Genomic DNA, 23193 nt, shown 5'->3' with positions numbered 1-23193 from the left:
TCTCACTCGGGTACCCGTCGAGCCTCTGGGGACCATCCTGACTCATTGCCGGTCTTGCCCCCGCGTGGTGCGGGGACCCCAGTGGGGCGAGGAGTGAGAGAGCCCTCTTCTCCCGGCTGTGCCGCCGGCTCCCGGAGGACACCGGCCTTTGCCGAGATATCGCGCAGGAGTGCGTCCCGCAGGTTGTGCAACGTCGCGATTTTGGAGACAAGGAGCCGCGCCGTGGCGTGCAGGGGCTCGGCCATCCTGTGGAAGGCGGTGCGCGTGAACTGGTCTGGCCAGGTGACTTTCAGGCGCTTGAGGGCGAGGGCGGAGACCTCCCGGGCGTTCCGCCCCTGCGCAGTCTGCATAATCTCGCCGCTCCTGCTTCTGAGTTCGTGAAGCAGCCACCAACTGTCCCTGTCCTCGATGGGCCGTATCGCCACGACACCTCTGAGGGGGGTCGCGGGGCGGCGCGTCACAGCGATGTGCGCGCCGTCGGGACGGGTGCTCAGCATGAAGGTGCCGGGAGGATGTGCCTCGCCGGCGTCCGCTGGGCTTCGCAGGCGGAAGCTCTCCGCGTGGGGCACGGGGAGGTCGAAGAGGTCGCGCGGAGCGATCGCGTCGACGGTGGGTCCTGTCGGCGGACGAGGGAGCGAGCGTTCGGAGCCGTTGCCCGTCTTCGGTTTGGCGACCTCGGCGAGTGCTCGTGTTTCCCAGGAGGGATTCATCGACGCCCATTCGTCGTGTAGGAAGTCGGCCAGTTCCACAGCCTGCCGCGCGCTCTTCTCGTAGAGGGAGGTCATCTCCTCGATGAGGCCGAAGGCCCGGTGGTATGCGGCGGCGACGTCCGGCGGGGGCAGTGGAATCAGCATGCGCCGGAGGGTGTCGAGGCTGATGGTGGGCTCGACGTGTGCCGTCACGTCCTCGTCGATCCGGGCCTTCGCCATGGGCGTCTGCAGCCAGATGCGAAGCCACCGCACGATGTGCGGCTCAGCGCGGATGATGCCGATCGACCTGGTCGCCGGCCATCCCGCGTGCTCGGAGGTGACCAGCGCGGACTCGCCCACCCGCCTGACGAGTACGACGGCCAAGTCGCCCTCCCTGAGGGCGCGGGTGGCCGGAGGACCGCCTGGCACGCACTCATTCATGCGGGGCGAGAGGATCCTGCCGTCCCGGACGAACTCCGAGCCGACCACTCCTGGCGCTTGATCGGATGCCTTGTCGTCGACGACGCCGCAGGTCGTGTAGATATCCCTGCGGACCTGCTCGAACGCGATGGAGGTGGTCGGCCAAGCCGCCGTATCCGAGTCGGTCTGGTGGGTGTCGGCTTCCATCAGATCTCCTCCAAGACGTCCAGCAGTTGGAGTTCCAGATCGCGCATCCGGTCTATCGAATCGACCAGTTCGAGCTTGAGCTGGTCGATCCTGCTTCGTGTGTCGTGTTTGGGGCTGGGAGGCTCCACGGCGTATGAGGTTGGCATCAAGCTGTACTCGTGGTCGGCGATCTCCTCGGTGGAGCAGCTTCGGGACCAGCCGGTCTCGTCTTTGTACGGCGTGGCCGCGACGCCGTCCTCGGAGAGGCCACGCCACGCTGCGAGGGTCTCCAAAATCAGTGCAGCGTTCTTCTCGCCCAGCCTGCGCGCTCTTGAGTCCGGGACCAGCTCGAAGGCTCGCCGCGCGTTGATGAAGAGCACCTGCCGGCGGCGGTCCCGGATGCCCCAGCCGGGACGCGCCCTCTTGTCCTTGTTGAGCACCCACAGGCAGGCGGTGGTCTGGGTGTGACCGAACACGCGGGGCGGCAGGGCGATCACGCACTCGACGAGGTCGTCTCGCAGGAGGCGTTCGCGGAGCCTTCGGGTGATGGGCTGTCGGGTGTTGGCCACGGTGTCGGCCATCAGGAAGGCGGCGCGTCCGGCCGGAGCCAGTGCGTGCGCGATGTGCTGAATCCACGCGGAGTTGGCGGATCCGCGGGACGGCGGTTCATCCGGCCACCGAGGGTCGACAGGGACCGGGGGAGCCGGCCGACGGGTGCTCTGCTCTGTCTTGTCTCCCGGCGCCCAGTCGCGCTGGTTGAAGGGAAGGTTGGCCAAGACGATGTCGTGGGGCTCCCGTTCGGGTTCCGCAAGGCTGTCCCCCGGTGGGGAGACGTTGGCGGTGATCCCCCGCACCGCGAAGTTCATACGAGCTACCTGCGAGGTGTAGGCGTGCTGCTCCCTTCCCTGCAAGGACATGGCAGGGTCCAGCTCGACACGGTCGTGGACATAGCGGTGGCTCTCGACGAGCAGTCCCCCTGAACCGCAGACAGGGTCCAGCACTCTGTGCCTGTCGCGGGGCGCGGCCGCGCCGACCATGAGACGCGCCATGTCCGCCGGCGTGAAGTAGTGGCTGCCGTCTGCCTGGTCCGCCGAGAGGTCCCGCAGGCACTGGTCGAGTAGGGGTCCGACACGCTGGGTGGAGCCGATTGCCTGGATGAGAGCGTGCAGGTGTTCATCGGAACCGGGGGGCGGAACGGGCATCAGGCTCCTCGTGCCCGCGTCGTTGCCCTGTGCGTCGGTTGTGGGGAGCCAGTGGGCCAGACACTTGCTCACGGCGGCGCGGATTCCCGAACTGCCCGCTGCCGACTGACTCAGCAACCAAGACCATGTCGGTACGCCGGTGCCGGGAGTGGCGTGCGCCTTCCGGCTCAGGAACAGCAGCCCGAGGACCAGGTGAGTCGCATCGTGGGTGTTCATCAGCTGCGAGAGGTGCGTGCGGTGTCGGCGCACCTTCAGGAGCGCCTCGTCGAGGGAGGAGAGATCCTCGGCCTGCACGCGCCCTCGAAGGGCACTTGTATCGCTCATGAGCCCACCACCCCCAGGGCGTCCATGACCACGATAAGGAGCGTCAGGGAGCCGGCGAAGGTGAATGCTCCTGCCTTGAAGGCCGTCGTGGGACGCCCTCCCTCGACGACGGTCACGAAGCTGCCGGCAAGAGCGGCGACAAGCGCCGCGAGGACCGCGATGATCACGTACATCAGCGTCTGCTGCACGTGGTTCCTTCCTGAGGTCGGGGGATCTCCAAGTGGGCGAGTGAGCCGCGTGATCCCCGGTTTCAGGTAGGACAGTAGAAGACGTAGGCCACGCGCCGAGGGGTGCACGCTGTTTGGGGTTTTCTAGAGCGCGCGCCCGGGGATCAAGCACTTTCTGCAAGTGCACGTCGTTTGGGGTTCAAGGCAGGGAGTTGGCGAGAGGGCGTGTTCGGGCTTCAGCCCCACAACCTGAATAGGGGGGTGAAGAAGCCTTGACTCAGCCGACCTTCCACCCGGTGAACGAAAAAGTCTTTCCGCCGGACGAAATGGAAACCGTGCGGTCGCGCATCCCGGGGAAGGAAACGATCGGATGGTGCTCTCCGTCGAAGACGAGATGCTCGTAGACCTCGTCGGTGACCACCAGCAGCTCGCGCTCGACGGCGATCGCCGCGATCGCGGCCAGCTCCTCGCGCGTGAGCATCGTGCCGGTCGGATTGTGCGGGGTGTTCAGCAGGATCAGCCGGGTCCGGTCGGTGACGGCGTCCCGCAGTTCGTCCAGGTCGAGGCGGTACGTGCCGTCTTGCGGCCGGAGCGACACCGGCACGCGCGTGCCGCCCGCCATCGCGATGCAGGCGGCGTACGAGTCGTAGTACGGCTCAAGCGCGATCACCTCGTCGCCCGGTTCCACCAGCGCCAGCAGCGCCGCCGCGATCGCCTCGGTCGCGCCCGCCGTGACCAGTACTTCGGTGTCGGGGTCCCAGGACAGGCCGTAGAAACGCCGCTGGTGGTCGCTGATCGCGGTGCGCAGCTCGGGGACGCCGGGGCCTGGCGGGTACTGGTTGCCCCGGCCGTCGCGCAGCGCCCGTACCGCCGCCTCCCTGATCTCGTCGGGCCCGTCGGTGTCGGGGAACCCCTGGCCGAGGTTGATCGACCCGGTCCGCAGGGCCAGCGCCGACATCTCCGCGAAGATCGTCGTGCCGAATTCGGTCAGGCGGCGGTTGAGCAGCGGCCGAGGCTCCGCTTCGCGCCGGGGCTCCGCTCCGTGCCGAGGCGCTGCTTCGTGCCGAGGCTCTGCTTCGTGTTGTCCCGATTCGCGTCGCGTCATGGCCGTCATCCTGTGCCGAAGCTCTGGACTTGCTCAAGTCTGCTTTGGGCCTCTGACACCGGGGGCATCCCCCTTTCACGCAGGAGTCCTCCCGGGAATCCTGCTCCGGGGGAACGGAAGGACGTGGGGGCAGTGGGCGAAGCGGCATTCTTCATCGCGCTTGTGATCGTCGTGCTCGTAGGCATCGTGAGGGTCGGGATGGCGGCCGCCAAACGGGAAGGCGCGGTCAGCAAGGGCCGCCGGCGCGGGGCGGGCAGCGGCGCGGGGGGCGCCGGTGCGGACAGCGGCGGCAGTTGGTGGGCGGGCGACAGCGGGGGCGGCGGCTCGTCGTGCAGCTCGTCCTCCTCCTCATGCGGGGGCGGCGGGGGGTGTGGCGGAGGCAGCTGACACGGGGCAGCTGGTCCGCGACCACTGGAGGCACCCGGCGGGATCAACTTCCGCCGGGTGCCGCCGTGTTGGGCACGTTTCAGCCGTCTCGGACGGCTCTTTCCGTGGTCTTTCTGTTGAACAATTGAACCGTGTGGCCCCCGGGGGGATGGAAACCCCGTCAAGTTGGGTAAAAACGCTTTGTGTACAGCGGACTTCATGATTCCCTCGCTGTCTGAACCTGTTGGAACCATCCAGCCCTCGGACCTTGTGCGGACCCGAGCAGGCAGTCCTCATCACCGTGAACTCGCCCTCCCCTGGGGCGTGTTCCTGTCCATGTGTCCACCTGCCGAAGCGTGTTTGCGGAGCCGACCCATGCTCACGACCCTCAAGACTGGCTACACCGACACCCGAGCCGCCGACCTTGGCTGGACGCTGGACCGGGAGCCACTTCCCGCCCTGGCCGTCCTCGACCTCGAACTGTCCGGAGCACAGCTTCAGTTGAGACTCTTGGGCGCCTCTCATCAGGTGCTTCTCGCGGAGGCGCAGCACAGTTGCTACGAGACCGTCGCCTGCATGCCCGGCTCCAGCACCCCGCTGCCGCTCGGCGTGACAAGGCGGTTCGGTGACTGGGAATACGAGTTCGCGGCGCGCGTCGAGACGCTGAAGGGGGAGTCGTTCGAGGGGCGCGCGCAGGAGCTGCTCGCGCTGGTCGCCGACCATCCGTACGGCCTGGCCGGTACGTTTCCGGGCTCCCCGCACGCGTTCACGGCGCTGCTGGCGCAGCGGATAGAGGGGCAGGTGTGGTGGCGGACCTGGCACGCGTATCCGCAGGAGTGCCGCCTTGTCATCACCCGTACGCGGGTGGGCGTAGGCATGCCTGCCGCGCTGCGATGACACCCGTGTGGGTGACAAGGCGCGGGCGGTTCGTGACGTAGCGTTACGACATGATCGATCGGCAGTCGGTTACATCTACCCAGAGTGTGGTCCGGCTGCCCGTGCGCCCAGGCGCCGGTCGGTGTCTGGTGCTGGTCGCGGTCTTCGTCTGCGCCGCCTGCGGCCTGGTGTACGAGCTCGAACTGCTCGCCCTCGCCTCGTACTTGAGCGGTGATTCGGTCACCCAGGCGTCCGTCGTGCTGTCGGTGATGGTCTTCGCGATGGGCGTCGGCTCGCTGCTCGCCAAGCGGCTGAGCTGCCGGGCCGCCTTCGGCTTCGGTCTGCTGGAGGCGGCGCTCGCACTGATCGGCGGCTGCTCCGCCATAGTGCTGTACGCCTTCTTCGCCTGGATAGGCGAGTCCCGGTTCGTGCTGGTGGGCTTCTCGCTCGCCATCGGGGTGCTGATCGGCGCCGAGATCCCGCTGCTGATGTCCCTGATCCAGCGCATCTCCCGGCGCGACGCGGAGGGCACGGTCGCCGACTTGTTCGCCGCCGACTATGTGGGCGCCCTCGTCGGGGGGCTCGCCTTTCCGTTTCTGCTGCTGCCCTGGCTCGGTCAGCTCACCGGCGCGCTGCTGACGGGCGCGGTCAACGCGGTGGCGGCGGGCGCGCTCGTGCTGTGGCTCTTCCGCCGTGACTTGACGGCCGGTTCGCGGTGGTGGCTGCTCATCACCCATGTGACGGTGCTGGCGGTGCTGGGCGCCGCGGCCGTCCTGGTCGATGACTTCGAGCGCGCGGCGCGCCGCGCGGTGTACGGGCAGCAGGTGCGGGTCGCCGTCCACACGGACGTACAGGAAGTCGTGCTCACGGGCGGCCGGGAGGGGCCGCCGGACCTCTTCCTGGACGGTCGGCTGCGCGTCAGCGGACGCGACGAGCACCGGTACCACGAGGCGCTGGTCCACCCGGCGATGCACGGCCCGCACGCCCGCGTACTGATCCTGGGCGGTGGCGACGGACTGGCCGCGCGCGAGGTGCTGCGCTATCCGGACGTCGCCTCGGTGACCGTGGTCGAGCTCGACCCGGGCGTCGTCGGGCTCGCGCGTACGGACCCCGCCCTCGCCCGAATGAACGATTATGCCTACGCGGATCCGCGGGTGCGGGTCGTCACCGCGGACGCCTTCTCCTGGCTGCGCGCCCCCAGCGGGGCGTACGACGTGGTGATCTCGGACCTCCCCGACCCGGGCATCACCCCGAGCACCAAGCTGTACTCCCAGGAGTTCTACGGACTCGCCGCGCGGATCCTCGCGGACGGCGGGCGGCTCGCCGTCCACGCAGGCACGCCGGAGACCCGCCCGCGCACCTTCTGGACCGTCGACGCGACGCTGCGCGCCGCCGGGTTCGCCACCCGGCCGTACTGCGCCGCGACCGGCCGGCTCTCCGGGTTCCGGGCGGGCCGTGCCGACGCCTCCACCACGGGCTCCGCCGCGTCGCGCGACTGGGGTTTCCTGCTCGCGGCGACGGGGCGGGCGCCGCGCCTCGGCCTCGACCCCACGGTGCCGGGGCTGCGGTCGCCCGCGCCGTCCGTCCTGGCCGCGGGGGTCCTGGACGCGGGCGCGCGCGGCGCTGAGCGCACGCGGCTGCCGGGCCTGCCGCCGTCGACGCTGGTCCACCCGCGCTACACGGATTGACGGACCGAAAGGCAGACGCGGCGGTTCTGTCTGAGTAGGCTCGGCTTCCATGGAGCATGAGGTGTTTGTTCCGCTTCCGGCAGAGACCCTGCGGCAGGCGCTGCGCGACCCCGCACGGGTCGCCCGCTGCGTCCCGGGGCTCCAACAGGACGCGGACGAGTCTGCATCCCCGCTCTCCGGGCGGCTGAGGGTCCGGATCGGCGGGCACACGATCACCTACCGCGGCGTCCTGCGCATCGTGGAGCAGGCGGAGGAGTTCACGGTTGAGGGCGAGGGCGTGGAGGCGCGCGGTACGGGGTCGGCCAAGCTGAGGCTGACGATCCGTCCGGAGCCCGCCGAGGGCGGTACGACGCTCGCCTTCACGGGCACGTCCCACGCGGACGGCCGCTTGGCGGAGCTGGCGGACGCGACGACGGTGCCGGCGGCGCACCGGATGCTGGACCGGTTCGCGGACCGGCTCGCGGTGGCGGCGGAAGAGCTCGAAGCGGGGGGGCTCGAAGCGGAAGAGCTCGAAGCGGAGGGGCTCGAAGCGGAAGAGCCCGAAGCGGTGAGTCCATCCGTGTACGACACGCCCGTGCCGCCGCCGTCGCTCGACCCTGTCGCCGAGGAAGAGTTCGAGACGGCGGAGCTGCCCGACGTACCGGATGTGCCGGACGTACCGGATGTGCCGGACGTAGTAGACGTACCGGATGCCGCTGACGCGTCGGAGTCGTACCCCTTCACCGTCCCCGACGAGCCGCCCGCCGAGGCCGCGCACGCCCGCCGCACCATGATCGGCCGCAGCGCCGAGGAGGTCGACCACGCCCCGCCGCGCGGGCGCTACGCCCCCCTACCCGCGCCCGGCTCGACCAACGCGACCGCCACCCTGCGCTGGGTCGCCCCCGCCGCGGCCCTCGCGCTCGCCTCCGCCGTGATCGTCGGACGGGCACTGCGCCGACGCAGGTGACCGCCGCCGCCAGTAGTGTCGGGGTGTGAGTAGCGAAGAGAGCGTCCGGCTGGCCGCCGGAGACGTCGAAGTGACCGTGCATCCGCAGAACGGATGCCGCATCGCGAGCCTGCGCATCGGCGGCACAGAGGTGCTGCGCCAAGGTGAGCGGTACGGCTCGTTCCCGATGGTCCCCTGGTGCGGCCGGGTCGAGCACGGCCGGTTCCGCAACGGCGACGTACGGCATCAACTGCCGGTCAACGCTCCGCCGCACGCCATCCACGGCACCGGCCGCGACACCGCTTGGCGCACCGCCCGCGCCAACAAGAGCGAGGCGGCCTTCACTTACGACCTGGCCGCCCCCTGGCCGTACAGCGGACGCGTCACCCAGACTTTCGCGCTGACCGAGGACTCGCTGACCCTCACGATGGGCGTCGAGACGTACGAGTCGTCCTTCCCGGCGCAGGTCGGCTGGCACCCCTGGTTCCTGCGCAATCTGGGCACCCCCGGCGGCGAGGACGTACGGATCGACTTCACGCCCGAGTGGCAGGAGGAGCGCGGCGCCGACCACCTGCCCACCGGACAGCGCATCGCCCCCCGCCCCAGCCCCTGGGACGACTGCTTCGGCATGCCCGACGGCGTCCTGGTCGCGCTCACCTGGCCCGGGCAGCTGGAGCTCACGGTCACCAGCCGCACCGAGTGGGTCGTGGTCTACGACGAGCAGCCCGAGGCGGTCTGCGTCGAGCCGCAGTCCGGCCCGCCGAACGGCCTGAACACCCACCCGCAGCTGGTCACCCCCATCGAACCCCTGGAGCTGGCGTCCACCTGGACCTGGCGCCGACTCTGAGGGCATCGCCTCTAAGCTCGTGCCATGACTGACGTACGAGCCGACCTGCTCCAGCAGATCAAGGACAAGGCCGTGGTGCACGGCAAAGTAACCCTCTCCTCGGGTATCGAGGCCGACTGGTACATCGACCTGCGCCGGATCACGCTGGACGGCGAGGCCGCCCCGATGGTCGGCCAGGTGATGCTCGACGCCACCGCCCACCTCGACTATGACTGCGTGGGCGGGCTGACGCTGGGCGCCGACCCGGTGGCCACGTCGATGCTGCACGCCTCGGCGGCACGCGGGCGGCGGCTCGACGCGTATGTCGTACGCAAGCAGGGCAAGGCGCACGGGATGCAGCGCCGGATCGAGGGCACGGACGTCAAGGGCCGCCGCTGCCTGGTGGTCGAGGACGTTTCCACGACCGGCGGCTCGCCGCTGACCGCCGTCGAGGCGGTACGGGAGGCGGGCGGCGAGGTTGTCGCGGTCGCCGTGATCGTGGAGCGGGGCGCGGCCCCGGCGATCGCGGAGGCGGGGCTGGAGTACGTCAACGCGTACTCCCTCGACGAGCTCGGTCTCGCCTGACAAGGCTCTGACCTGCTGTGATGTCAATGGGGTGTGGCGTTTCACGTGAAACATCACACCCTTGGCGCATTCGGCCGGGGCGCGCATGGTGGAGCCGGGCGCAGAGTCTGGAAAGATGGGCGCCGACGATGACGTCGCCCCCAGGTCAGGGCCAGCACCACCCACCCGCACATCACAAGGAGCGGACATATGCCCATCGCGACTCCCGAGGTCTACAACGAGATGCTCGACCGGGCGAAGGCAGGCAAGTTCGCCTACCCGGCCATCAATGTGACTTCGTCCCAGACCCTGCACGCTGCGCTGCGCGGCTTCGCGGAGGCCGAGAGCGACGGCATCATCCAGATCTCCACCGGTGGGGCCGAGTTCCTGGGCGGCCAGCACAGCAAGGACATGGTCACCGGAGCGGTCGCGCTCGCCGAGTTCGCGCACATCGTCGCGGTGAAGTACGGCATCACTGTCGCGCTGCACACCGACCACTGCCCGAAGGACAAGCTGGACGGCTATGTCCGCCCGTTGCTCGACATCTCCGCCGAGCGCGTCAAGGCCGGCCGCAACCCGCTGTTCCAGTCCCACATGTGGGACGGCTCCGCCGAGACCCTCGCCGACAACCTGGCCATCGGCCAGGAGCTGCTGGCGCAGGCCGCCGCCGCCAAGATCATCCTTGAGGTCGAGATCACCCCGACCGGCGGCGAGGAGGACGGCGTCACCCACGAGATCAACGACGAGCTGTACACGACGGTCGACGACGCGCTGCGCACCGCCGAGGCGCTCGGCCTGGGCGAGAAGGGTCGCTACTTGCTGGCAGCCTCCTTCGGCAACGTCCACGGCGTCTACAAGCCGGGCAATGTCGTGCTCCGTCCCGAGCTGCTGAAGGACCTGCAGGAGGGCGTCACCGCCAAGTACTCCAAGGCGCCCGGCAGCCAGCCGTTCGACTTCGTCTTCCACGGCGGCTCGGGCTCCACCGCCGAGGAGATCGCCACCGCGCTGGAGAACGGCGTCGTGAAGATGAACCTCGACACCGACACCCAGTACGCCTTCACCCGCCCCGTCGTGGACCACATGTTCAAGAACTACGACGGTGTGCTGAAGGTCGACGGCGAGGTCGGCTCCAAGAAGACGTACGACCCGCGGACGTGGGGCAAGGCGGCCGAGGCGGGCATGGCCAAGCGTGTCACCGAGGCGTGTGCGGCGCTGCGCTCGACGGGCACGAAGCTCAAGTAACACCGTTGTACGCCGGGCCCGGTACCTCTTCGAGGGGCACCGGGCCCGACGCATGTCTGGTGTCCGGTTGGCCTGAGGGCCGGTCCCGGGGATGATCCGGGTATGGGCAAAAGTCCGGCGGAGAAGGGCCCGGGAGAGAAGAGCCCGGCGGAGCGGACTCCGGGAGAGATCAGGCTGTCCTCGGCCACCGGCCGCTGGCTGGTCCTGACGACCGTGCTCGGCTCCGGCATGGCGCTGCTGGACTCGACCGTCGTCAATGTGGCCCTGCCCCGTATCGGGCGCGATCTCGATGCCGATCTCGGGGTCCTCCAGTGGACCGTCAACGCCTACATGCTCACGCTGGCCTCGCTCATCCTGCTCGGCGGCGCGCTCGGCGACCGCTACGGGCGGCGGAAGATCTTTGTCTTCGGCGTGGTGTGGTTCGCCGTCGGCTCGCTGCTGTGCGGCCTCGCCCCCAATGACCTGGTCCTGGTGGCCGCGCGCGCCCTGCAGGGCATCGGCGGCGCGCTCCTCACGCCCGGCTCGCTGTCCCTGATCCAGGCGAGCTTCCACCCCGACGACCGGGCCCGCGCAGTCGGCCTGTGGTCGGGGCTCGGCGGCGTCGGCGCGGCGATCGGCCCGTTCGTCGGCGGCTGGCTGGTCGACGGCCCCGGCTGGCGCTGGGTGTTCCTGCTGAATGTGCCGCTGGCCGCGTTGTGCGTGCCGGTCGCGCTGAAGCATGTGCCGGAGTCCCGCGACCCGCGGGCGCACGGCCGGTTCGACGTGCTGGGGGCGGTGCTGGGCGCGGCGGCGCTGGCCCTGGTGACGTACGGGCTCATCGCCCCGCAGCTGTGGGCGGGGCTCGCGGGCGTGGCGGTCGCGGTGGTGTTCGTGCTGGTCGAGCGGCGAATGCCGGTGCCGATGCTGCCGCCGTCGATCTTCCGGGTGCGGCAGTTCACGGCGGTGAATCTGGTGACGGTGTGCGTGTACGCCGCCTTCGGCGGGTTCTTCTTCCTGGCAGCGCTGCAACTCCAGGTGGTGGCGGGTTACACGGCGCTCGGCGCCGGTACGGCGCTGCTGCCGACCACCGTGCTGATGCTGCTGCTCTCCGCGAAATCGGGTGAGCTGGGGGAGCGGATCGGCCCGCGCATCCCACTCACCGTCGGCCCGCTGATCTGCGCGGCGGGCATGCTGCTGATGCTGCGCGTGGGCGAGAGCGCCTCGTACGTACGTGATGTGCTGCCCGCGCTGCTGGTGATGGGCCTGGGGATGGTGACCCTGGTGGCCCCGCTGACCGCGTCCGTGCTGGCGTCCGTGGAGACGGGCCGGGCGGGGCTGGCGAGCGGCGTCAACAACGCGGCGGCGCGGGCGGCCGGCCTGCTCGCGGTGGCGGCGCTGCCGCTGCTGGCGGGGATGGGCCCGGAGGCGTACCGCTCGGCGGCGGAGTTCGGGGAGACGTTCCGGCGGGCGATGCCGATGTGTGCGGGGGTGCTGGTGGTGGGCGCGCTGATCGCGTGGGGGACGGTGCGGATGCCGGCGGCGGAGGCGTGCCACCCCGAGTGCAGGTTCAACTGCGGTGTGTCGGGGCCGCCGCTGGAGCGCTCGACAGCGGGTCGGGAGGGTCGGGAGGGTCCGGCAGGTCCGGCGGGTCCGGCGGGTCCGGAAGGTCCGGCGGGTCCGGCGGGTGCTGACCCGGACCGATCCGGCCGATCTGGCTGACGCCTGCCTCATGACCCCGTACCGTTTCGGCGGATCCCGCGGGGACCTGTGACACTGGTGCCCATGGCCATCCATGAAAACCTGCTGGGGGGAACTCCCCCCACCCACCTGCCCGACGACCCCGAGCCGCGCGATCTCCTCGCGGCCGGAACGGCCCCCGCCGACGTCGCCGCCAAGTACCCGACGTCGTCACTGGCCTGGGCACAGCTCGCCGACGACGCGTTCGAGAACGGCCGCGTCGTCGAGTCGTACGCCTACGCGCGCACCGGCTACCACCGTGGCCTCGACTCACTGCGCCGCAGCGGCTGGAAGGGCCACGGCCCGGTGCCGTGGGAGCACGAGCCGAACCGCGGCTTCCTGCGCGCGCTGCACGCGCTGGCCCGCGCCGCGCAGGCGATCGGCGAGCAGGCGGAGTACGAGCGCTGCTCGACGTTCCTGCGGGACTCGTCCGAGACGGCGGCGGACACGCTGGGCTGAGCAGCCCGAACGCCGGAACCAAAGGCCCGTGTTCCCGCGCATGCCGGGGATACGGGCCTTTGGCGGGTGCGGGCGAGGCCGGATTATGACCCGGATTATGATGCGGGTGGGGACCGGGGCTCCAGTCGATCAGGAAGGAGCGGACCGCTACCCGGACACGTCGAGGAGACAGCAATGTCGCATGACGCTGCCCCGAACCTGGATTTCGCGGGCACCACTCCGTACGAGGACTATGTCCAGGCGGACGTCCTGACCCACCTCCAGCATCCGCTCTCGGACGACCCGGGCGAGATGGTCTTCCTGGTCACCACCCAGGTGATGGAGCTGTGGTTCACGGTCATCGTCCACGAGTGGGAGACCGCCGCGGGCGCCCTGCGGCAGGACGACCTGCCCGTCGCGCTCGCCGCGCTGAAGCGCAGCACATACGAGCTGGAGTCGCTCAACGCTTCCTGGAAGCCGCTCGCCCACCTCACCCCGGCCCAGTTCAACTCGTACCGCAACGCGCTGGGCGAGGGATCGGGCTTCCAGTCGGCGATGTACCGGCGGCTGGAATTCCTGCTCGGTGACAAGTCGGCGTCGATGCTGGTGCCGCACCGGGGGGCGCCGCGGGTGTACGGAGAGCTGGAGAAGGCCCTGTACGAGCCGAGCCTGTACGACGAGGTACTGCGGCTGCTGGCACGGCGCGGGCTGCCGGTGCCGTCCGAGGTCCTGGAGCGGGACCTCTCGCAGCGGTACGAGCCGTCGGCGGAGGTCGAGGCGGTCTGGGCCACGGTGTACGGCGCCGCGGACCAGGACAGCGAGCTGGTGGGGCTGGGCGAGGCGCTGACCGATGTCGGCGAGCTGGTGTGGCGCTGGCGCAACGATCACCTGGTGGCGACACGGCGGGCCATGGGCTCCAAGGTGGGCACGGGTGGTTCGGCGGGGGTGGCGTGGCTGGAGAAGCGGGCCCGCAAGAACGTGTTCCCGGAGCTGTGGACGGCGCGCAGCTATGTCTGAGTCTCTGGTGGAGAGGGCGGCTTCGCTGGACGCCGCCGATGAGCTGGCCGGTCTACGGAAGCGTTTCACGCTCGACGACACGGTCTACCTGGACGGCAACTCCCTCGGCGCGCTGCCGAGCCATGTGCCGGGGCGGCTCGCCGATGTGGTGACGCGGCAGTGGGGCGAACTGCGCATACGTTCGTGGGACGAGAGCGGCTGGTGGACGGCGCCGGAACGGATCGGCGACCGGATCGCGCCGCTGGTGGGGGCGGGGCCCGGCCAGGTGGTCGTCGGCGACTCCACGAGCGTGAATGTGTTCAAGGCGGTGGTGGGAGCGGTACGGCTGGTCTCCGACCCCGCGCGTACGGATGTCGTGGTCGACGCGACGACGTTCCCGACGGACGGCTACATCGCGGAGTCCGCGGCCCGGATGACGGGCAAGCGCGTGGTTCCGGTCGCGCCGTCGGACCTGCGGTCGGCACTCGGCCCGAGTACGGCGGTGGCGCTGGTCAACCACGTCGACTACCGCACGGGCCGCCTGCACGACCTGCCGTCCCTGACGGCGGCGATCCACGAGGCGGGCGCGCTGGCGGTCTGGGACCTGTGCCACAGCGCGGGCGCGCTGCCGGTGGGCCTGGACGCGCACGGGGTGGACCTGGCGATCGGCTGCACGTACAAGTACCTGAACGGCGGCCCGGGTTCACCGGCGTATCTGTACGTCGCCGAACGCCACCAGGCGGCGTTCGACTCCCCGCTGCCGGGCTGGACGTCGCACAGGGACCCGTTCGCGATGTCTCCCGCGTACGACGCGGGAGACGGCGCGACGAGGGGCCGGGTGGGGACGCCCGACATCCTGTCCATGCTGGCGCTGGAGGCGGCGCTGGAGGTGTGGGACGGCGTCGCGATCGAGGCGGTGCGGGAGAAGAGCCTGGCGCTGACGGACTTCTTCCTGGAGTGCGTGGACGCGTACGTCCCGGAGTCGGCGGGGGTCGTGCCGCTGACGCCGAGGGACCACGGCTCGCGGGGCAGCCAGGTCGCGCTGCGGTGCGGGAACGGGGACGCGCCGGCGGTGATGGAGAGGCTGATCGCGCGGGGGGTGATCGGGGACTTGCGGAGGCCGGATGTGCTGAGGTTCGGGTTCACGCCGCTGTATGTGGGGTTCGGGGAGGTGGAGCGAGCGGCGTCGGTGCTGGCGGAGGTGTTGCTTTCCGCGCGGCCTTCCCAGTAACCGGGGAGGCCCAGCCGGGGCGTCAGCCCTCCGGGCGCGGGGGCTGACGCCGCACCCTGGGCTCCGGCCCAGGCGCGGGTCCGTGGGGTCAATACCCAGGCAGACCCTGGCGGCGGTGCAGCTCGCGCTGCGGAGTGCCCCTTCGCGGCGCGGCGGGGGGCGTGCGGGGCGACCCACGTTGAGATCTCCGGGCCGCGGGGCCGAAGCCTGGGCCCCGCGCTCCCTGGCGGCGGCTTCCGCGCCCGGCCGGGCGGCCCGCCCAGTCGTCGTCGGAGGGGTTCGTGGCCGCCTTGCCGTGTGGCCCCCACCCGCCCCGTACGCGTACCCGCACCCGCCGCCGGGGCAGGTGGGCAGAAGCTTTCCCATCCGTGCTGGTACCGTCCCCGCTGGTCAGGTCAATTTCGCCGCCTGCCAGGAAGGTTGAGCAGTTATGCCGGACCCCGTCGCTCGTGACGCCGCCGAGACCGAGTCGGCGTTCTCGCATCCCGCCGTCGCCCCCGACGCCTCCATCGCGTACGGCGAACACCCCGACCAGGTCGTCGACTTCTACGCACCCCGCGGCCCGCAAGCGCACCCGCACGCCCCCGCCGGCGTGCCCCTCGTCGTCCTACTGCACGGCGGAGCCTGGCGCGCCGCCTACGACCGGCAGCATGTCACCCCCTTCGCCGACTTCCTCGCCCGCCGCGGCCTCGCCGTCGCCAACGTCGAGTACCGGCGCGGGAGCGACATCCCGCCGCAGCGCGGGAGCGGCGTCCCCGCAGGTGCCCCCGCAGGCGCCCCCGCCGGGCGGTGGCCCGAGACCTTCGACGATGTCGCCGCCGTGATGGACGCCATGCCCCGCCTGGTGAAGGAGGCCCTGCCGCAGGCCGACCCCCGCCGTACCGTCGTCACCGGGCACTCCGCCGGCGGGCACCTCGCCCTGTGGGCCGCCTCCCGGCATGTGCTGCCCGCCGGGGCGCCCTGGCGGCTCCCCGCGCCGCCCGCGCTTCGCGGGGTCGTCGCCCTCGCGCCCATCGCGGACTTCGGGCAGGCCGTCGAGCTCGGCGTGTGCGGTGACGCGGTCGTCCAGCTTCTCGGCGGCCACAGCGAGCTCGCCGCGCGCAGCGCGTACGCAGACCCGGCCGTCCTGCTGCCCACCGGCATCGCCACCACCATCGTCCAGGGCCGCACCGACATCACCGTGCCGTACTCCGTCTCCGAGGCATACGCCGACGCCGCCGCGAAGGCCGGTGAGACCGTCGGGATGACCCTCCTCGAAGGCGTCGGGCACTTCCCGCTGATCGACCCGGCCGCCGACGCCTGCGCCGTCGTCGCGGAGGAGATCGCCCAGCTGGCCTGGTGACCCGACGCCTGCCGTAAGTGCCGCGGTAGTACCTGGGACGGACGCGGCAGGATCCATATCCGTGGTGACGACCGCGCCCCCACCGCCGCATACCGTTGCCGACGTGACCGAGACGCAGCGCACGCAGTCCTCCGACGACGCCAAATCCCGCAGCCCCGAATACCGACTGGCGCAGGGCCTGCTCCAGGGCCTGCGCCAGGAGCTCCTCCACGACGTCCTCGCCTACCGCCTGCTGCCGCCCCTGGGCGCGGACGGCCCCGTCATCCGCCGCATCCCGGGCCGGATACGCGAGTACGCCCGCTGGACCCCGCACGCCACGGTCGTCGCCGCCGCCCTGCTCGTCCTGGCGATCGCCGCCACGGTCGGCGACGGCAACGCCAACGAGTTCTTCGTCTTCACCGGCTTCCTCCCGGCCGGCGCGGTGCTCCTCACCCTGGTCCGGCCCCTCGCCGCCTTCTGGGCGTCCCTGATATCGACCCCGTTTCTGCTCCTGATGGGCGACTACTGGGACGACCGACCCTGGTCGGCCACCTCCTTCGCGGCCCACCTGATCGTGCTGACCGTCGTGGCCGCCCGGACCAGGCCGCGTACCGCCGTCTGGATGTGGGTGGTCAGTGCGCTGTACGGAATCTTCGCGGAGATCGTCTTCGGCGGCGGGAACGGCACGGACGCCCCGGCCTTCCTCTTCGTCTCCGCCCTCGCGCTGCTCGCCGTCACCGTCCGTCTCGTCCGCCGCGAGGCGGAGCAGACCGTCACTGCGCAGCAGACCGTTACCGCGCAGGAGCGCTCCAAGCGGACACTGCTGGAGGAGCGCACCACCATCGCCCGCGAACTGCACGATGTGGTGGCCCACCACATGTCGGTGGTCGCGATCCAGGCGGAGGCCGCGCCGTACCGGGTGGAGAACCCGCCGCCCGAGCTGGAGCAGGCGTTCCTCACCATCCGCGAGAACGCCGTCGCCGCGCTCACAGAGCTGCGCCGGATCCTCGGAGTCGTACGGGCGGAGGACTACCAGGCCCCCGACGCGCCGCAGCCGGTCCTCGCGGACATCGAGAACCTGCTGTCCAACGTCCGCGAGGCGGGCCTCGACGTGGAGAAGACGGTCACGGGCGCCGTCCGCGAGCTGCCGCAGGGCGTCGAGCTGTCGGCGTACCGGATCACCCAGGAGGCGCTGAGCAACGCGCTGCGGCACGCGCCGGGGTCGACGGCGAAGGTCGAGATCAGTTACGTACTCGGGGGCCTGGGGCTGCGGATCGTCAATACGGCCCCGCAGGGCCTGGTCAAGGCGTCACCGGGGGCCGGGCACGGCATCACGGGCATGCGGGAGCGGGTGGCGATGCTGAACGGCGAGATGACGGCGGAGGCGACAGAGGAGGGCGGGTACGAGGTGACCGCGTTCATCCCGGTCCCCGCGCCTGCCTCATCGGCCGCTGACTCCGCCTCTGACTCCGGGGAGACCTCATGACCACCCGCATCATCCGCGTTCTGATCGTGGACGACCAGATCATGGTCCGCGAAGGCTTCTCGGTCCTGATGAACGCGATGCCCGACATCGAGGTCGTCGGGGAGGCGGTCAACGGCCGCGAGGCGGTGCGGAAGGTCGCCGAGCTGGCCCCCGACGTGGTGCTGATGGACATCCGTATGCCGGAGCTGAACGGCATCGAGGCGACCCGCGAGATCGTCGCCGCGCACGCCGATTCGAAGGTGCTGGTGCTGACCACCTTCGACCTCGACGAGTACGTGTACCAGGCGCTGCGCGCGGGCGCCTCGGGCTTCCTGCTGAAGGACGCGTCCGCACGCCAGCTGGCCGACGGCGTACGGGTGGTGGCGGCGGGCGAGGCCCTGCTCGCGCCGACGGTGACCAGACGCCTGATCACGGAGTTCTCGAAGCTCTCACAGAACCCGCGGCCACCGGCGATGGCGCAGATAGGCGACCTGACGGAGCGCGAGACGGAGGTGCTCGTGCTGATCGCGCAGGGGCTGTCGAATGCGGAGATCGCCTCGCACCTGGTGGTGGCGGAGTCCACGATCAAGACGCACGTGAGCAGGGTGCTGGTGAAGCTGGGGCTCAGGGACCGTACGCAGGCGGCGGTTTTCGCGTACGAGGCGCGGCTGGTCACGCCGTCGTGACCGTCCATATGACCACCCTGTGATCACTCATTCGAGGGATTGTATGGCGCTGGGCACGGGGAGTACGTTCGGAGGTATGGCTACCAAAAAGGTGACGATCACCATCCCCGAGGAACTGCTGGACGAGATCCGCTCGGAAGCCGGCGAGCGAGGTCTGTCGGCGTATGTGACCGAGGCGCTTGAGAGGCAGCGAGAGCACGACCGCATGCGGGAACTCGTGGACTGGCTGGAGCAGGAGCATGGGCCCATTACGAAGGAGGCACGTGAGGCCGCGCTCGCCGAGCTGGACGAGATCGACGCCGAGCACGACCGCCGCCGAGCCCAGCGGGATGTGGCGGCCCAGGATGTGGCCGCATGACGCGCGGTGGAAAGCAGCGCCCCAGTGGCGCTCGGCCGAGGACCTTTGTTCTCGACTCTGAGGCGCTGTCGCAGGCGGTGCGCGGTGACGAGCGCATGATGGCGCTGCTGGGCCTCGTGGTCGAAGGCAAGGCCAAAGTGGTGACCTCCCCCATGACCGTCATCGAGGCAGAGGACGGGCGCACCCGCGCGCCGCGCTGGGACTGGGTGCTCTCGCGCGTGCAGATCGCGCCGCTCGGCAGGGAGGAGGCACGACAAGCCAGGAAGCTCCTCGCCGGCGCGGGGCTGCACGGTCACAAATACGCCATCGACGCCGTGCTCGCAGTGGTCGCCCGCCAGCAGAAGAGCCAGGTCACCGTATTCACCTCGGACGTGGACGATATAGAGAAGCTGCTGCCGACGACGGTCCTCATTCGCAAGGTCTGACGCACGCGCTAGCGTCTCCGTATGGCAGAGACGTTCGACCCGTGGTCCCTTGCATTCGTCGCAGACCCCTACCCCGCCTACGCCGAGCTGCGCTCCCTCGGCCGGGTCCACTACTTCGAGCCCACCAACCAGTGGCTCGTCCCCCACTACGCCGACGTCAACACCCTCCTCCGCGACCGCCGCCTCGGCCGCACCTACCTCCACCGCTTCACGCACGAGGAGTTCGGCCGTACGCCCCCGCCTCCCGCCCACGAGCCGTTCCACACGCTCAACGACTACGGGATGCTCGACCTGGAGGCCCCCGACCACACCCGCATCCGGCGGCTCGTCGCGAAAGCCTTCACGCCCCGCACCGTCGAGGTCCTCGTGCCCACCGTCGAGCGGCTCGCCGCCGAGCTTGTGGCCAAGGTCAGGGACGCGGGCGGCGGCGATCTGCTCGCCGAGGTCGCCGAGCCGCTGCCCGTCGCCGTCATCGCCGAAATGCTCGGCATTCCGGCCGCCGACCGGGACCTGCTGCGGCCCTGGTCCGCCGACATCTGCGGGATGTACGAGCTGAACCCCGCCGAGGAGACCGCCGCCCGCGCCGTCCGCGCCTCGCTCGAATTCAGCGCGTATCTGCGCGAGCTGATCGCCGCACGGCGCGCCGACCCCGGCGACGACCTGATCTCCGCGCTCATCGCCGCGTACGAGGAGGGCGACCGGCTCAGCGAGCAGGAGATGATCTCCACCTGTGTCCTGCTGCTGAACGCGGGCCACGAGGCGACGGTCAACACCATCGCCAACGGCTGGTGGACCCTCTTCCGCCATCCAGAGCAGCTCGCCGCCCTCCGCGCCGACCACACACTCCTGTCCACAGCTGTGGAGGAGCTGATGCGCTACGACACCCCGCTCCAGCTTTTCGAGCGGTGGGTCCTGGACGACATCGAGATCGACGGCACGGTCATCCCGCGCGGCTCCGAGCTCGCGCTGCTCTTCGGCTCGGCGAACCGGGACCCGGCGCGGTTCGAGAGCCCCGACACCCTCGATCTCGCCCGCGCGGACAACGCTCACGTCACCTTCGGCGCGGGAATCCACTACTGCCTGGGCGCGCCGCTCGCCCGTATCGAACTGGCGGCGTCCTTCGGAGAGCTGCTCCGCGAGGCCCCGGAGATGAGGCTGGTCGCGGAGCCGGAGTGGAAGCCGGGTTACGTCATCCGTGGCGTCAAGGAACTCCTCGTAGAGCTGTAGAGACCGCGAGAGAGGGGCGTTACAGAGAGGGGCTTACAGAGTTACAGAGAGGGGCTTACACAGAGGGGCGTTACTTCGTCTCCAGGTCCCGCCTCCGGAAGCCCTCCAGGCCCAGCCACACCAGACCCGCCGCGATCACCGTGAGCACCACCATCGGCGTCCAGCTCATCTCCGCCGCCGGCAACTGCGGCACATGCCCGAACGGCGACACGTTGTTCATCCAGTCCGGGAACTGCAGCAGCTGGCCCAGGTACCCGACCACGAACCCGTACACCGGCACGACCCACGTCGCCGCGCTCGCCCTCGGGAACCAGCCGAAGATCACCACCGCGACCCCGACCGTGACCCACAGCGCCGGTGCGTACGCCAGCGCCGCGCCCAGCAGCTTCAGGAACAGCCCGCCGTCCCCGGCCGAGGCAGCACCCGAGATGCCGAAGCCCAGCCCGGCGAGCAGCAGCAGCGCCGTACCGCCCGCCATGGCCATGGCCAGGTGGCTGCTCACCCACCGGGTGCGGGACAGCCCCGTCGACAGCAGCGGCTCCGCCCGGCCCGCCGTCTCCTCGGCGCGTGGCCGCAGCGCGGCCATCACCACGTACACCGAGGCGACGACCGAGATGACGACCATGACCATCGAGGCGAACGACTCGGCCATCGTCGCGCCGCCGATTCGCTCCAGCGCCTCCTGCATCTGCTCGATGTTCTTCAGCATGTCCTCGGCTTCCCCGAGGATCGAGCCGTACATCACGCCCATCAGGAACAGACCGGCGCCGAAGCCGATCAGCATCGAGCGGTGCAGCCGCAGCGCGAAGCCCAGCGGGCGGCTCAGCGCGTCCGACGCCACCGGGCTGCCCAGCCGCGAGGCGCGCAGGCCCGCGCCCACGTCCCGCCGCGTCGACAGTACGAAGCCGATGGCCCCGCAGACCACGGCGAGCGCCAGGCAGAGCAGCAGCGGCCACCAGCGGTTGTCGACATAGACGTACGTACGCTGCGCCCAGCCGATCGGCGACAGCCAGGACAGCGCGCCGTTGCCGCCCACATCCCCGGCGGCGCGAAGGACGTACGCGATGCCGATGACGGCCAGCGCCATGCCGGACGCGCCCCGCGTGTACGCGGTGATCTGCACGGTGATCGCGGCGACGGCGGCGAAGACGATGCCGACGGCGGCGTGCGCGAAGCCGTAGAGCAGCGAGCCGCCGAGGTCGATGGACTCGATGCCCATTCCGCTGAGGCCGAGGGCCAGCAGCAGGGCGAGTACGAGGTTGGCGAGCACCGCGACGGTCAGTGCGGCGGCCAGGTGCGCGTGGCGTCCGACGACGGCGGAGCGGACGAGTTCGGCGCGGTTGGTCTCCTCCTCGTTGCGGGTGTGCCGGGTGACGATGAGCACGCTCATCAGGCCGACCATGACGGCCATGAAGCCGAACATCTGGTGGCCCAGCATCGCGCCGAAGTTGTAGTCGTCCAGGTAGTGGCGCGGTCCGCTCATGGCGAGCCCGGCCGGGCTGTCCATGGTTTTGACGACAGAGGCGCGGTCCTCGGGGTCGGCGTACAGCGTCTTGTAGTTGCTGGCCGTGGAGACCGTGGAGAGGAACAGCGCGAGGATCCATACGGGCAGCCGGACGCGGTCCCTGCGCAGATTGAACCGGATCAGGGTGCGGGTCCCGGCGAGTGCGTTGCCGCCCGCGACGGACCCGGTGGGGGCGGGTGCTCGGGTTGCGGTGGCGGTGGTCATCGGACCTCTCCGGTCGGGTGTGCGTTGGCGCTTCCGTTGGTGCTGCTGTTGGTGCTTCCGTTGGCGGCGAGCTCGTCGCCGTAGTGGCGCAGCATGAGCTCTTCGAGCGTCGGCGGGTGACTGATCAGGCTGCGGATGCCTGACTCGGAGAGCCTGCGGATCGCGCCGTCGAGGTGCGCGCCGTCCACGGCGAACCACACCCGGCCGCCTTCCGTACGCACCTCGTGCACGCCCGGCAGCGCGTCGAGTCCGTCGGCCGGGCGCTCGGTCTCGGCCTCGACGGTCGTACGGGTCAGATGGCGCATCTCGCTGAGCGTCCCGGACTGCACGACCCGGCCGAGACGGATGATGCTGACCCGGTCGGCGAGCTTCTCGACCTGGGCCAGGATGTGGCTGGAGAGCAGCACGGTCTTGCCCGCGTGCTTGGCCTGGAGGATCACGTCCTGGAAGACGACCTCCATGAGGGGGTCGAGACCGGCGGTCGGCTCGTCGAGGAGCAGCAGCTCGGCGTCGGACGCGAGCGCGGCGACGATGGCGACCTTCTGGCGGTTGCCCTTGGAGTAGGCGCGGCCCTTCTTGGTCGGGTCGAGGTCGAAGCGCTCGATGAGCTCGTCGCGGCGGTGCTTGTTGATGCCGCCGCGCAGCCGCGAGAGCAGGTCGATGGCTTCGCCGCCGGTCAGATTGGGCCAGAGCTCGACATCACCGGGAACGTAGGCGAGGCGCCGGTGCAGTTCGACAGCGTCGTTCCAGGGGTCCTTGCCGAGGAGCTGCGTCGCGCCGGAGTCGGCGCGCAGGAGTCCGAGGAGGACCCGGATGGTCGTGGACTTCCCGGCGCCGTTGGGGCCGAGGAAACCGTGTACCTCGCCGGTTTCGACGGCGAGGTCGAGGCCGTCCAGTGCGTGGGTCCGGCCGAACGCCTTGTGCAGTCCGGCGACGGTGATTGCGTTAGTCATGTTTCTGAACGTACGCTCGCTTCACAAAGTTGTGAAGTTAAGGAACCGTATAAACTCGTGATAGCGCG

The 23193-nt window shown here is 70.3% G+C and carries 22 protein-coding genes and 1 pseudogene; 17 read left to right on the top strand and 6 right to left on the bottom strand.

Translation table 11 applies throughout. The features are described 5' to 3' along the window. Positions 1–2: 2 nt before the first annotated feature. From ACIHCQ_RS00680 to ACIHCQ_RS00665, 4 genes and pseudogenes are all read right to left on the bottom strand, one after another. Positions 3–1316 (bottom strand): hypothetical protein, encoded by a 1314-nt coding sequence (locus ACIHCQ_RS00680; RefSeq protein ID WP_399656372.1) that lies wholly within the window; start codon positions 1314–1316, stop codon positions 3–5. Continuing rightward, complete coding sequence (locus ACIHCQ_RS00675) at positions 1316–2821, bottom strand: N-6 DNA methylase (protein WP_399656370.1); 1506 nt, start codon at positions 2819–2821, stop codon at positions 1316–1318. The genes ACIHCQ_RS00680 and ACIHCQ_RS00675 overlap by 1 nt, the downstream gene beginning before the upstream one ends. After that, on the bottom strand, positions 2818–3009 hold the full coding sequence (locus ACIHCQ_RS00670; RefSeq protein ID WP_399656368.1) for a hypothetical protein: 192 nt from the start codon (positions 3007–3009) through the stop codon (positions 2818–2820). The genes ACIHCQ_RS00675 and ACIHCQ_RS00670 overlap by 4 nt, the downstream gene beginning before the upstream one ends. A 259-nt stretch (positions 3010–3268) precedes the next feature. Beyond that, positions 3269–4093: pseudogene (locus ACIHCQ_RS00665) on the bottom strand (aminotransferase class I/II-fold pyridoxal phosphate-dependent enzyme); the annotation flags it as partial. Positions 4094–4225: 132 nt separating this feature from the next. Here ACIHCQ_RS00665 and ACIHCQ_RS00660 point away from each other — a divergent pair. The 17 genes from ACIHCQ_RS00660 (at position 4226) to ACIHCQ_RS00580 (ending at position 20443) form a co-directional block, all read left to right on the top strand. Next, positions 4226–4480 (top strand): hypothetical protein, encoded by a 255-nt coding sequence (locus tag ACIHCQ_RS00660; RefSeq protein ID WP_399656366.1) that lies wholly within the window; start codon positions 4226–4228, stop codon positions 4478–4480. 354 nt (positions 4481–4834) lie between these two features. Then, a complete protein-coding gene (locus ACIHCQ_RS00655) occupies positions 4835–5356 on the top strand; it encodes a DUF2617 family protein (protein WP_399656364.1) in 522 nt (173 codons plus the stop codon). A gap of 50 nt (positions 5357–5406) precedes the next feature. Further along, positions 5407–7023, top strand: coding sequence for a polyamine aminopropyltransferase (locus ACIHCQ_RS00650; protein ID WP_399656362.1), 1617 nt, complete (start codon positions 5407–5409; stop codon positions 7021–7023). A 49-nt stretch (positions 7024–7072) separates the two neighbouring features. Continuing rightward, positions 7073–7969, top strand: a complete 897-nt coding sequence (locus tag ACIHCQ_RS00645; protein ID WP_399656360.1) for an SRPBCC family protein — start codon at positions 7073–7075, stop codon at positions 7967–7969. A 25-nt stretch (positions 7970–7994) separates the two neighbouring features. Next, positions 7995–8795: an aldose 1-epimerase gene (locus tag ACIHCQ_RS00640; RefSeq protein WP_399656358.1), complete on the top strand. Its 801-nt coding sequence runs from the start codon at positions 7995–7997 to the stop codon at positions 8793–8795. Between the two features lie 24 nt (positions 8796–8819). Continuing rightward, positions 8820–9359 carry an orotate phosphoribosyltransferase gene (pyrE, locus tag ACIHCQ_RS00635; RefSeq protein ID WP_399656356.1) on the top strand — a complete coding sequence of 180 codons (540 nt, stop codon included), beginning with the start codon at positions 8820–8822 and terminating at the stop codon, positions 9357–9359. Between the two features lie 189 nt (positions 9360–9548). Next, on the top strand, positions 9549–10580 hold the full coding sequence (fbaA, locus tag ACIHCQ_RS00630; RefSeq protein ID WP_399656354.1) for a class II fructose-bisphosphate aldolase: 1032 nt from the start codon (positions 9549–9551) through the stop codon (positions 10578–10580). A gap of 102 nt (positions 10581–10682) precedes the next feature. Then, a complete protein-coding gene (locus ACIHCQ_RS00625; RefSeq protein ID WP_399656352.1) occupies positions 10683–12278 on the top strand; it encodes an MFS transporter in 1596 nt (531 codons plus the stop codon). Between the two features lie 63 nt (positions 12279–12341). Further along, complete coding sequence (locus tag ACIHCQ_RS00620) at positions 12342–12755, top strand: DUF3151 domain-containing protein (protein ID WP_399656350.1); 414 nt, start codon at positions 12342–12344, stop codon at positions 12753–12755. Positions 12756–12929: 174 nt separating this feature from the next. Next, positions 12930–13751, top strand: a complete 822-nt coding sequence (locus ACIHCQ_RS00615; RefSeq protein WP_399656348.1) for a tryptophan 2,3-dioxygenase family protein — start codon at positions 12930–12932, stop codon at positions 13749–13751. Continuing rightward, positions 13744–14961, top strand: a complete 1218-nt coding sequence (gene kynU, locus ACIHCQ_RS00610; RefSeq protein ID WP_399656346.1) for a kynureninase — start codon at positions 13744–13746, stop codon at positions 14959–14961. Before ACIHCQ_RS00615 ends, kynU begins: the two co-directional genes overlap by 8 nt. Positions 14962–15391: 430 nt before the next feature. Further along, entirely contained in the window at positions 15392–16303 is a 912-nt protein-coding gene (locus tag ACIHCQ_RS00605) for an alpha/beta hydrolase family protein (protein ID WP_399656344.1), read from the top strand. Positions 16304–16406: 103 nt separating this feature from the next. Continuing rightward, positions 16407–17768: a sensor histidine kinase gene (locus ACIHCQ_RS00600; RefSeq protein ID WP_399656342.1), complete on the top strand. Its 1362-nt coding sequence runs from the start codon at positions 16407–16409 to the stop codon at positions 17766–17768. Next, positions 17765–18433 (top strand): response regulator, encoded by a 669-nt coding sequence (locus tag ACIHCQ_RS00595; protein WP_399656340.1) that lies wholly within the window; start codon positions 17765–17767, stop codon positions 18431–18433. The genes ACIHCQ_RS00600 and ACIHCQ_RS00595 overlap by 4 nt, the downstream gene beginning before the upstream one ends. A gap of 76 nt (positions 18434–18509) precedes the next feature. Continuing rightward, on the top strand, positions 18510–18791 hold the full coding sequence (locus tag ACIHCQ_RS00590; protein ID WP_399656338.1) for a CopG family transcriptional regulator: 282 nt from the start codon (positions 18510–18512) through the stop codon (positions 18789–18791). Continuing rightward, complete coding sequence (locus ACIHCQ_RS00585; protein WP_399656336.1) at positions 18788–19216, top strand: PIN domain-containing protein; 429 nt, start codon at positions 18788–18790, stop codon at positions 19214–19216. The genes ACIHCQ_RS00590 and ACIHCQ_RS00585 overlap by 4 nt, the downstream gene beginning before the upstream one ends. Positions 19217–19237: 21 nt before the next feature. Continuing rightward, positions 19238–20443, top strand: coding sequence for a cytochrome P450 (locus tag ACIHCQ_RS00580; RefSeq protein ID WP_399656334.1), 1206 nt, complete (start codon positions 19238–19240; stop codon positions 20441–20443). A 70-nt stretch (positions 20444–20513) separates the two neighbouring features. Here ACIHCQ_RS00580 and ACIHCQ_RS00575 read toward each other — a convergent pair whose 3' ends face one another. Both ACIHCQ_RS00575 and ACIHCQ_RS00570 read right to left on the bottom strand, forming a co-directional pair. Then, positions 20514–22172, bottom strand: coding sequence for an ABC transporter permease (locus ACIHCQ_RS00575; protein WP_399656332.1), 1659 nt, complete (start codon positions 22170–22172; stop codon positions 20514–20516). Beyond that, on the bottom strand, positions 22169–23125 hold the full coding sequence (locus ACIHCQ_RS00570; RefSeq protein WP_399656330.1) for an ABC transporter ATP-binding protein: 957 nt from the start codon (positions 23123–23125) through the stop codon (positions 22169–22171). The genes ACIHCQ_RS00575 and ACIHCQ_RS00570 overlap by 4 nt, the downstream gene beginning before the upstream one ends. Positions 23126–23193: the final 68 nt, after the last annotated feature.

It is taken from the genome of Streptomyces sp. NPDC052236 (assembly GCF_044548015.1).
GTDB lineage: Bacteria > Actinomycetota > Actinomycetes > Streptomycetales > Streptomycetaceae > Streptomyces.
This window is presented reverse-complemented; position numbering and strand designations above follow the sequence as displayed.

Excerpts from the sequence above, each read along its gene's own strand:
- kynU (WP_399656346.1), top strand. The coding sequence starts at position 13,744 with ATGTCTGAGTCTCTGGTGGAGAGGGCGGCTTCGCTGGACGCCGCCGAT.
- ACIHCQ_RS00580 (WP_399656334.1), top strand. The coding sequence starts at position 19,238 with ATGGCAGAGACGTTCGACCCGTGGTCCCTTGCATTCGTCGCAGACCCC.
- ACIHCQ_RS00570 (WP_399656330.1), bottom strand. The coding sequence starts at position 23,125 with ATGACTAACGCAATCACCGTCGCCGGACTGCACAAGGCGTTCGGCCGG.
- ACIHCQ_RS00625 (WP_399656352.1), top strand. The coding sequence starts at position 10,683 with ATGGGCAAAAGTCCGGCGGAGAAGGGCCCGGGAGAGAAGAGCCCGGCG.
- ACIHCQ_RS00615 (WP_399656348.1), top strand. The coding sequence starts at position 12,930 with ATGTCGCATGACGCTGCCCCGAACCTGGATTTCGCGGGCACCACTCCG.
- fbaA (WP_399656354.1), top strand. The coding sequence starts at position 9,549 with ATGCCCATCGCGACTCCCGAGGTCTACAACGAGATGCTCGACCGGGCG.
- pyrE (WP_399656356.1), top strand. The coding sequence starts at position 8,820 with ATGACTGACGTACGAGCCGACCTGCTCCAGCAGATCAAGGACAAGGCC.
- ACIHCQ_RS00585 (WP_399656336.1), top strand. The coding sequence starts at position 18,788 with ATGACGCGCGGTGGAAAGCAGCGCCCCAGTGGCGCTCGGCCGAGGACC.
- ACIHCQ_RS00590 (WP_399656338.1), top strand. The coding sequence starts at position 18,510 with ATGGCTACCAAAAAGGTGACGATCACCATCCCCGAGGAACTGCTGGAC.
- ACIHCQ_RS00605 (WP_399656344.1), top strand. The coding sequence starts at position 15,392 with ATGCCGGACCCCGTCGCTCGTGACGCCGCCGAGACCGAGTCGGCGTTC.
- ACIHCQ_RS00595 (WP_399656340.1), top strand. The coding sequence starts at position 17,765 with ATGACCACCCGCATCATCCGCGTTCTGATCGTGGACGACCAGATCATG.
- ACIHCQ_RS00650 (WP_399656362.1), top strand. The coding sequence starts at position 5,407 with ATGATCGATCGGCAGTCGGTTACATCTACCCAGAGTGTGGTCCGGCTG.
- ACIHCQ_RS00680 (WP_399656372.1), bottom strand. The coding sequence starts at position 1,316 with ATGGAAGCCGACACCCACCAGACCGACTCGGATACGGCGGCTTGGCCG.
- ACIHCQ_RS00575 (WP_399656332.1), bottom strand. The coding sequence starts at position 22,172 with ATGACCACCGCCACCGCAACCCGAGCACCCGCCCCCACCGGGTCCGTC.
- ACIHCQ_RS00645 (WP_399656360.1), top strand. The coding sequence starts at position 7,073 with ATGGAGCATGAGGTGTTTGTTCCGCTTCCGGCAGAGACCCTGCGGCAG.
- ACIHCQ_RS00655 (WP_399656364.1), top strand. The coding sequence starts at position 4,835 with ATGCTCACGACCCTCAAGACTGGCTACACCGACACCCGAGCCGCCGAC.
- ACIHCQ_RS00620 (WP_399656350.1), top strand. The coding sequence starts at position 12,342 with ATGGCCATCCATGAAAACCTGCTGGGGGGAACTCCCCCCACCCACCTG.
- ACIHCQ_RS00675 (WP_399656370.1), bottom strand. The coding sequence starts at position 2,821 with ATGAGCGATACAAGTGCCCTTCGAGGGCGCGTGCAGGCCGAGGATCTC.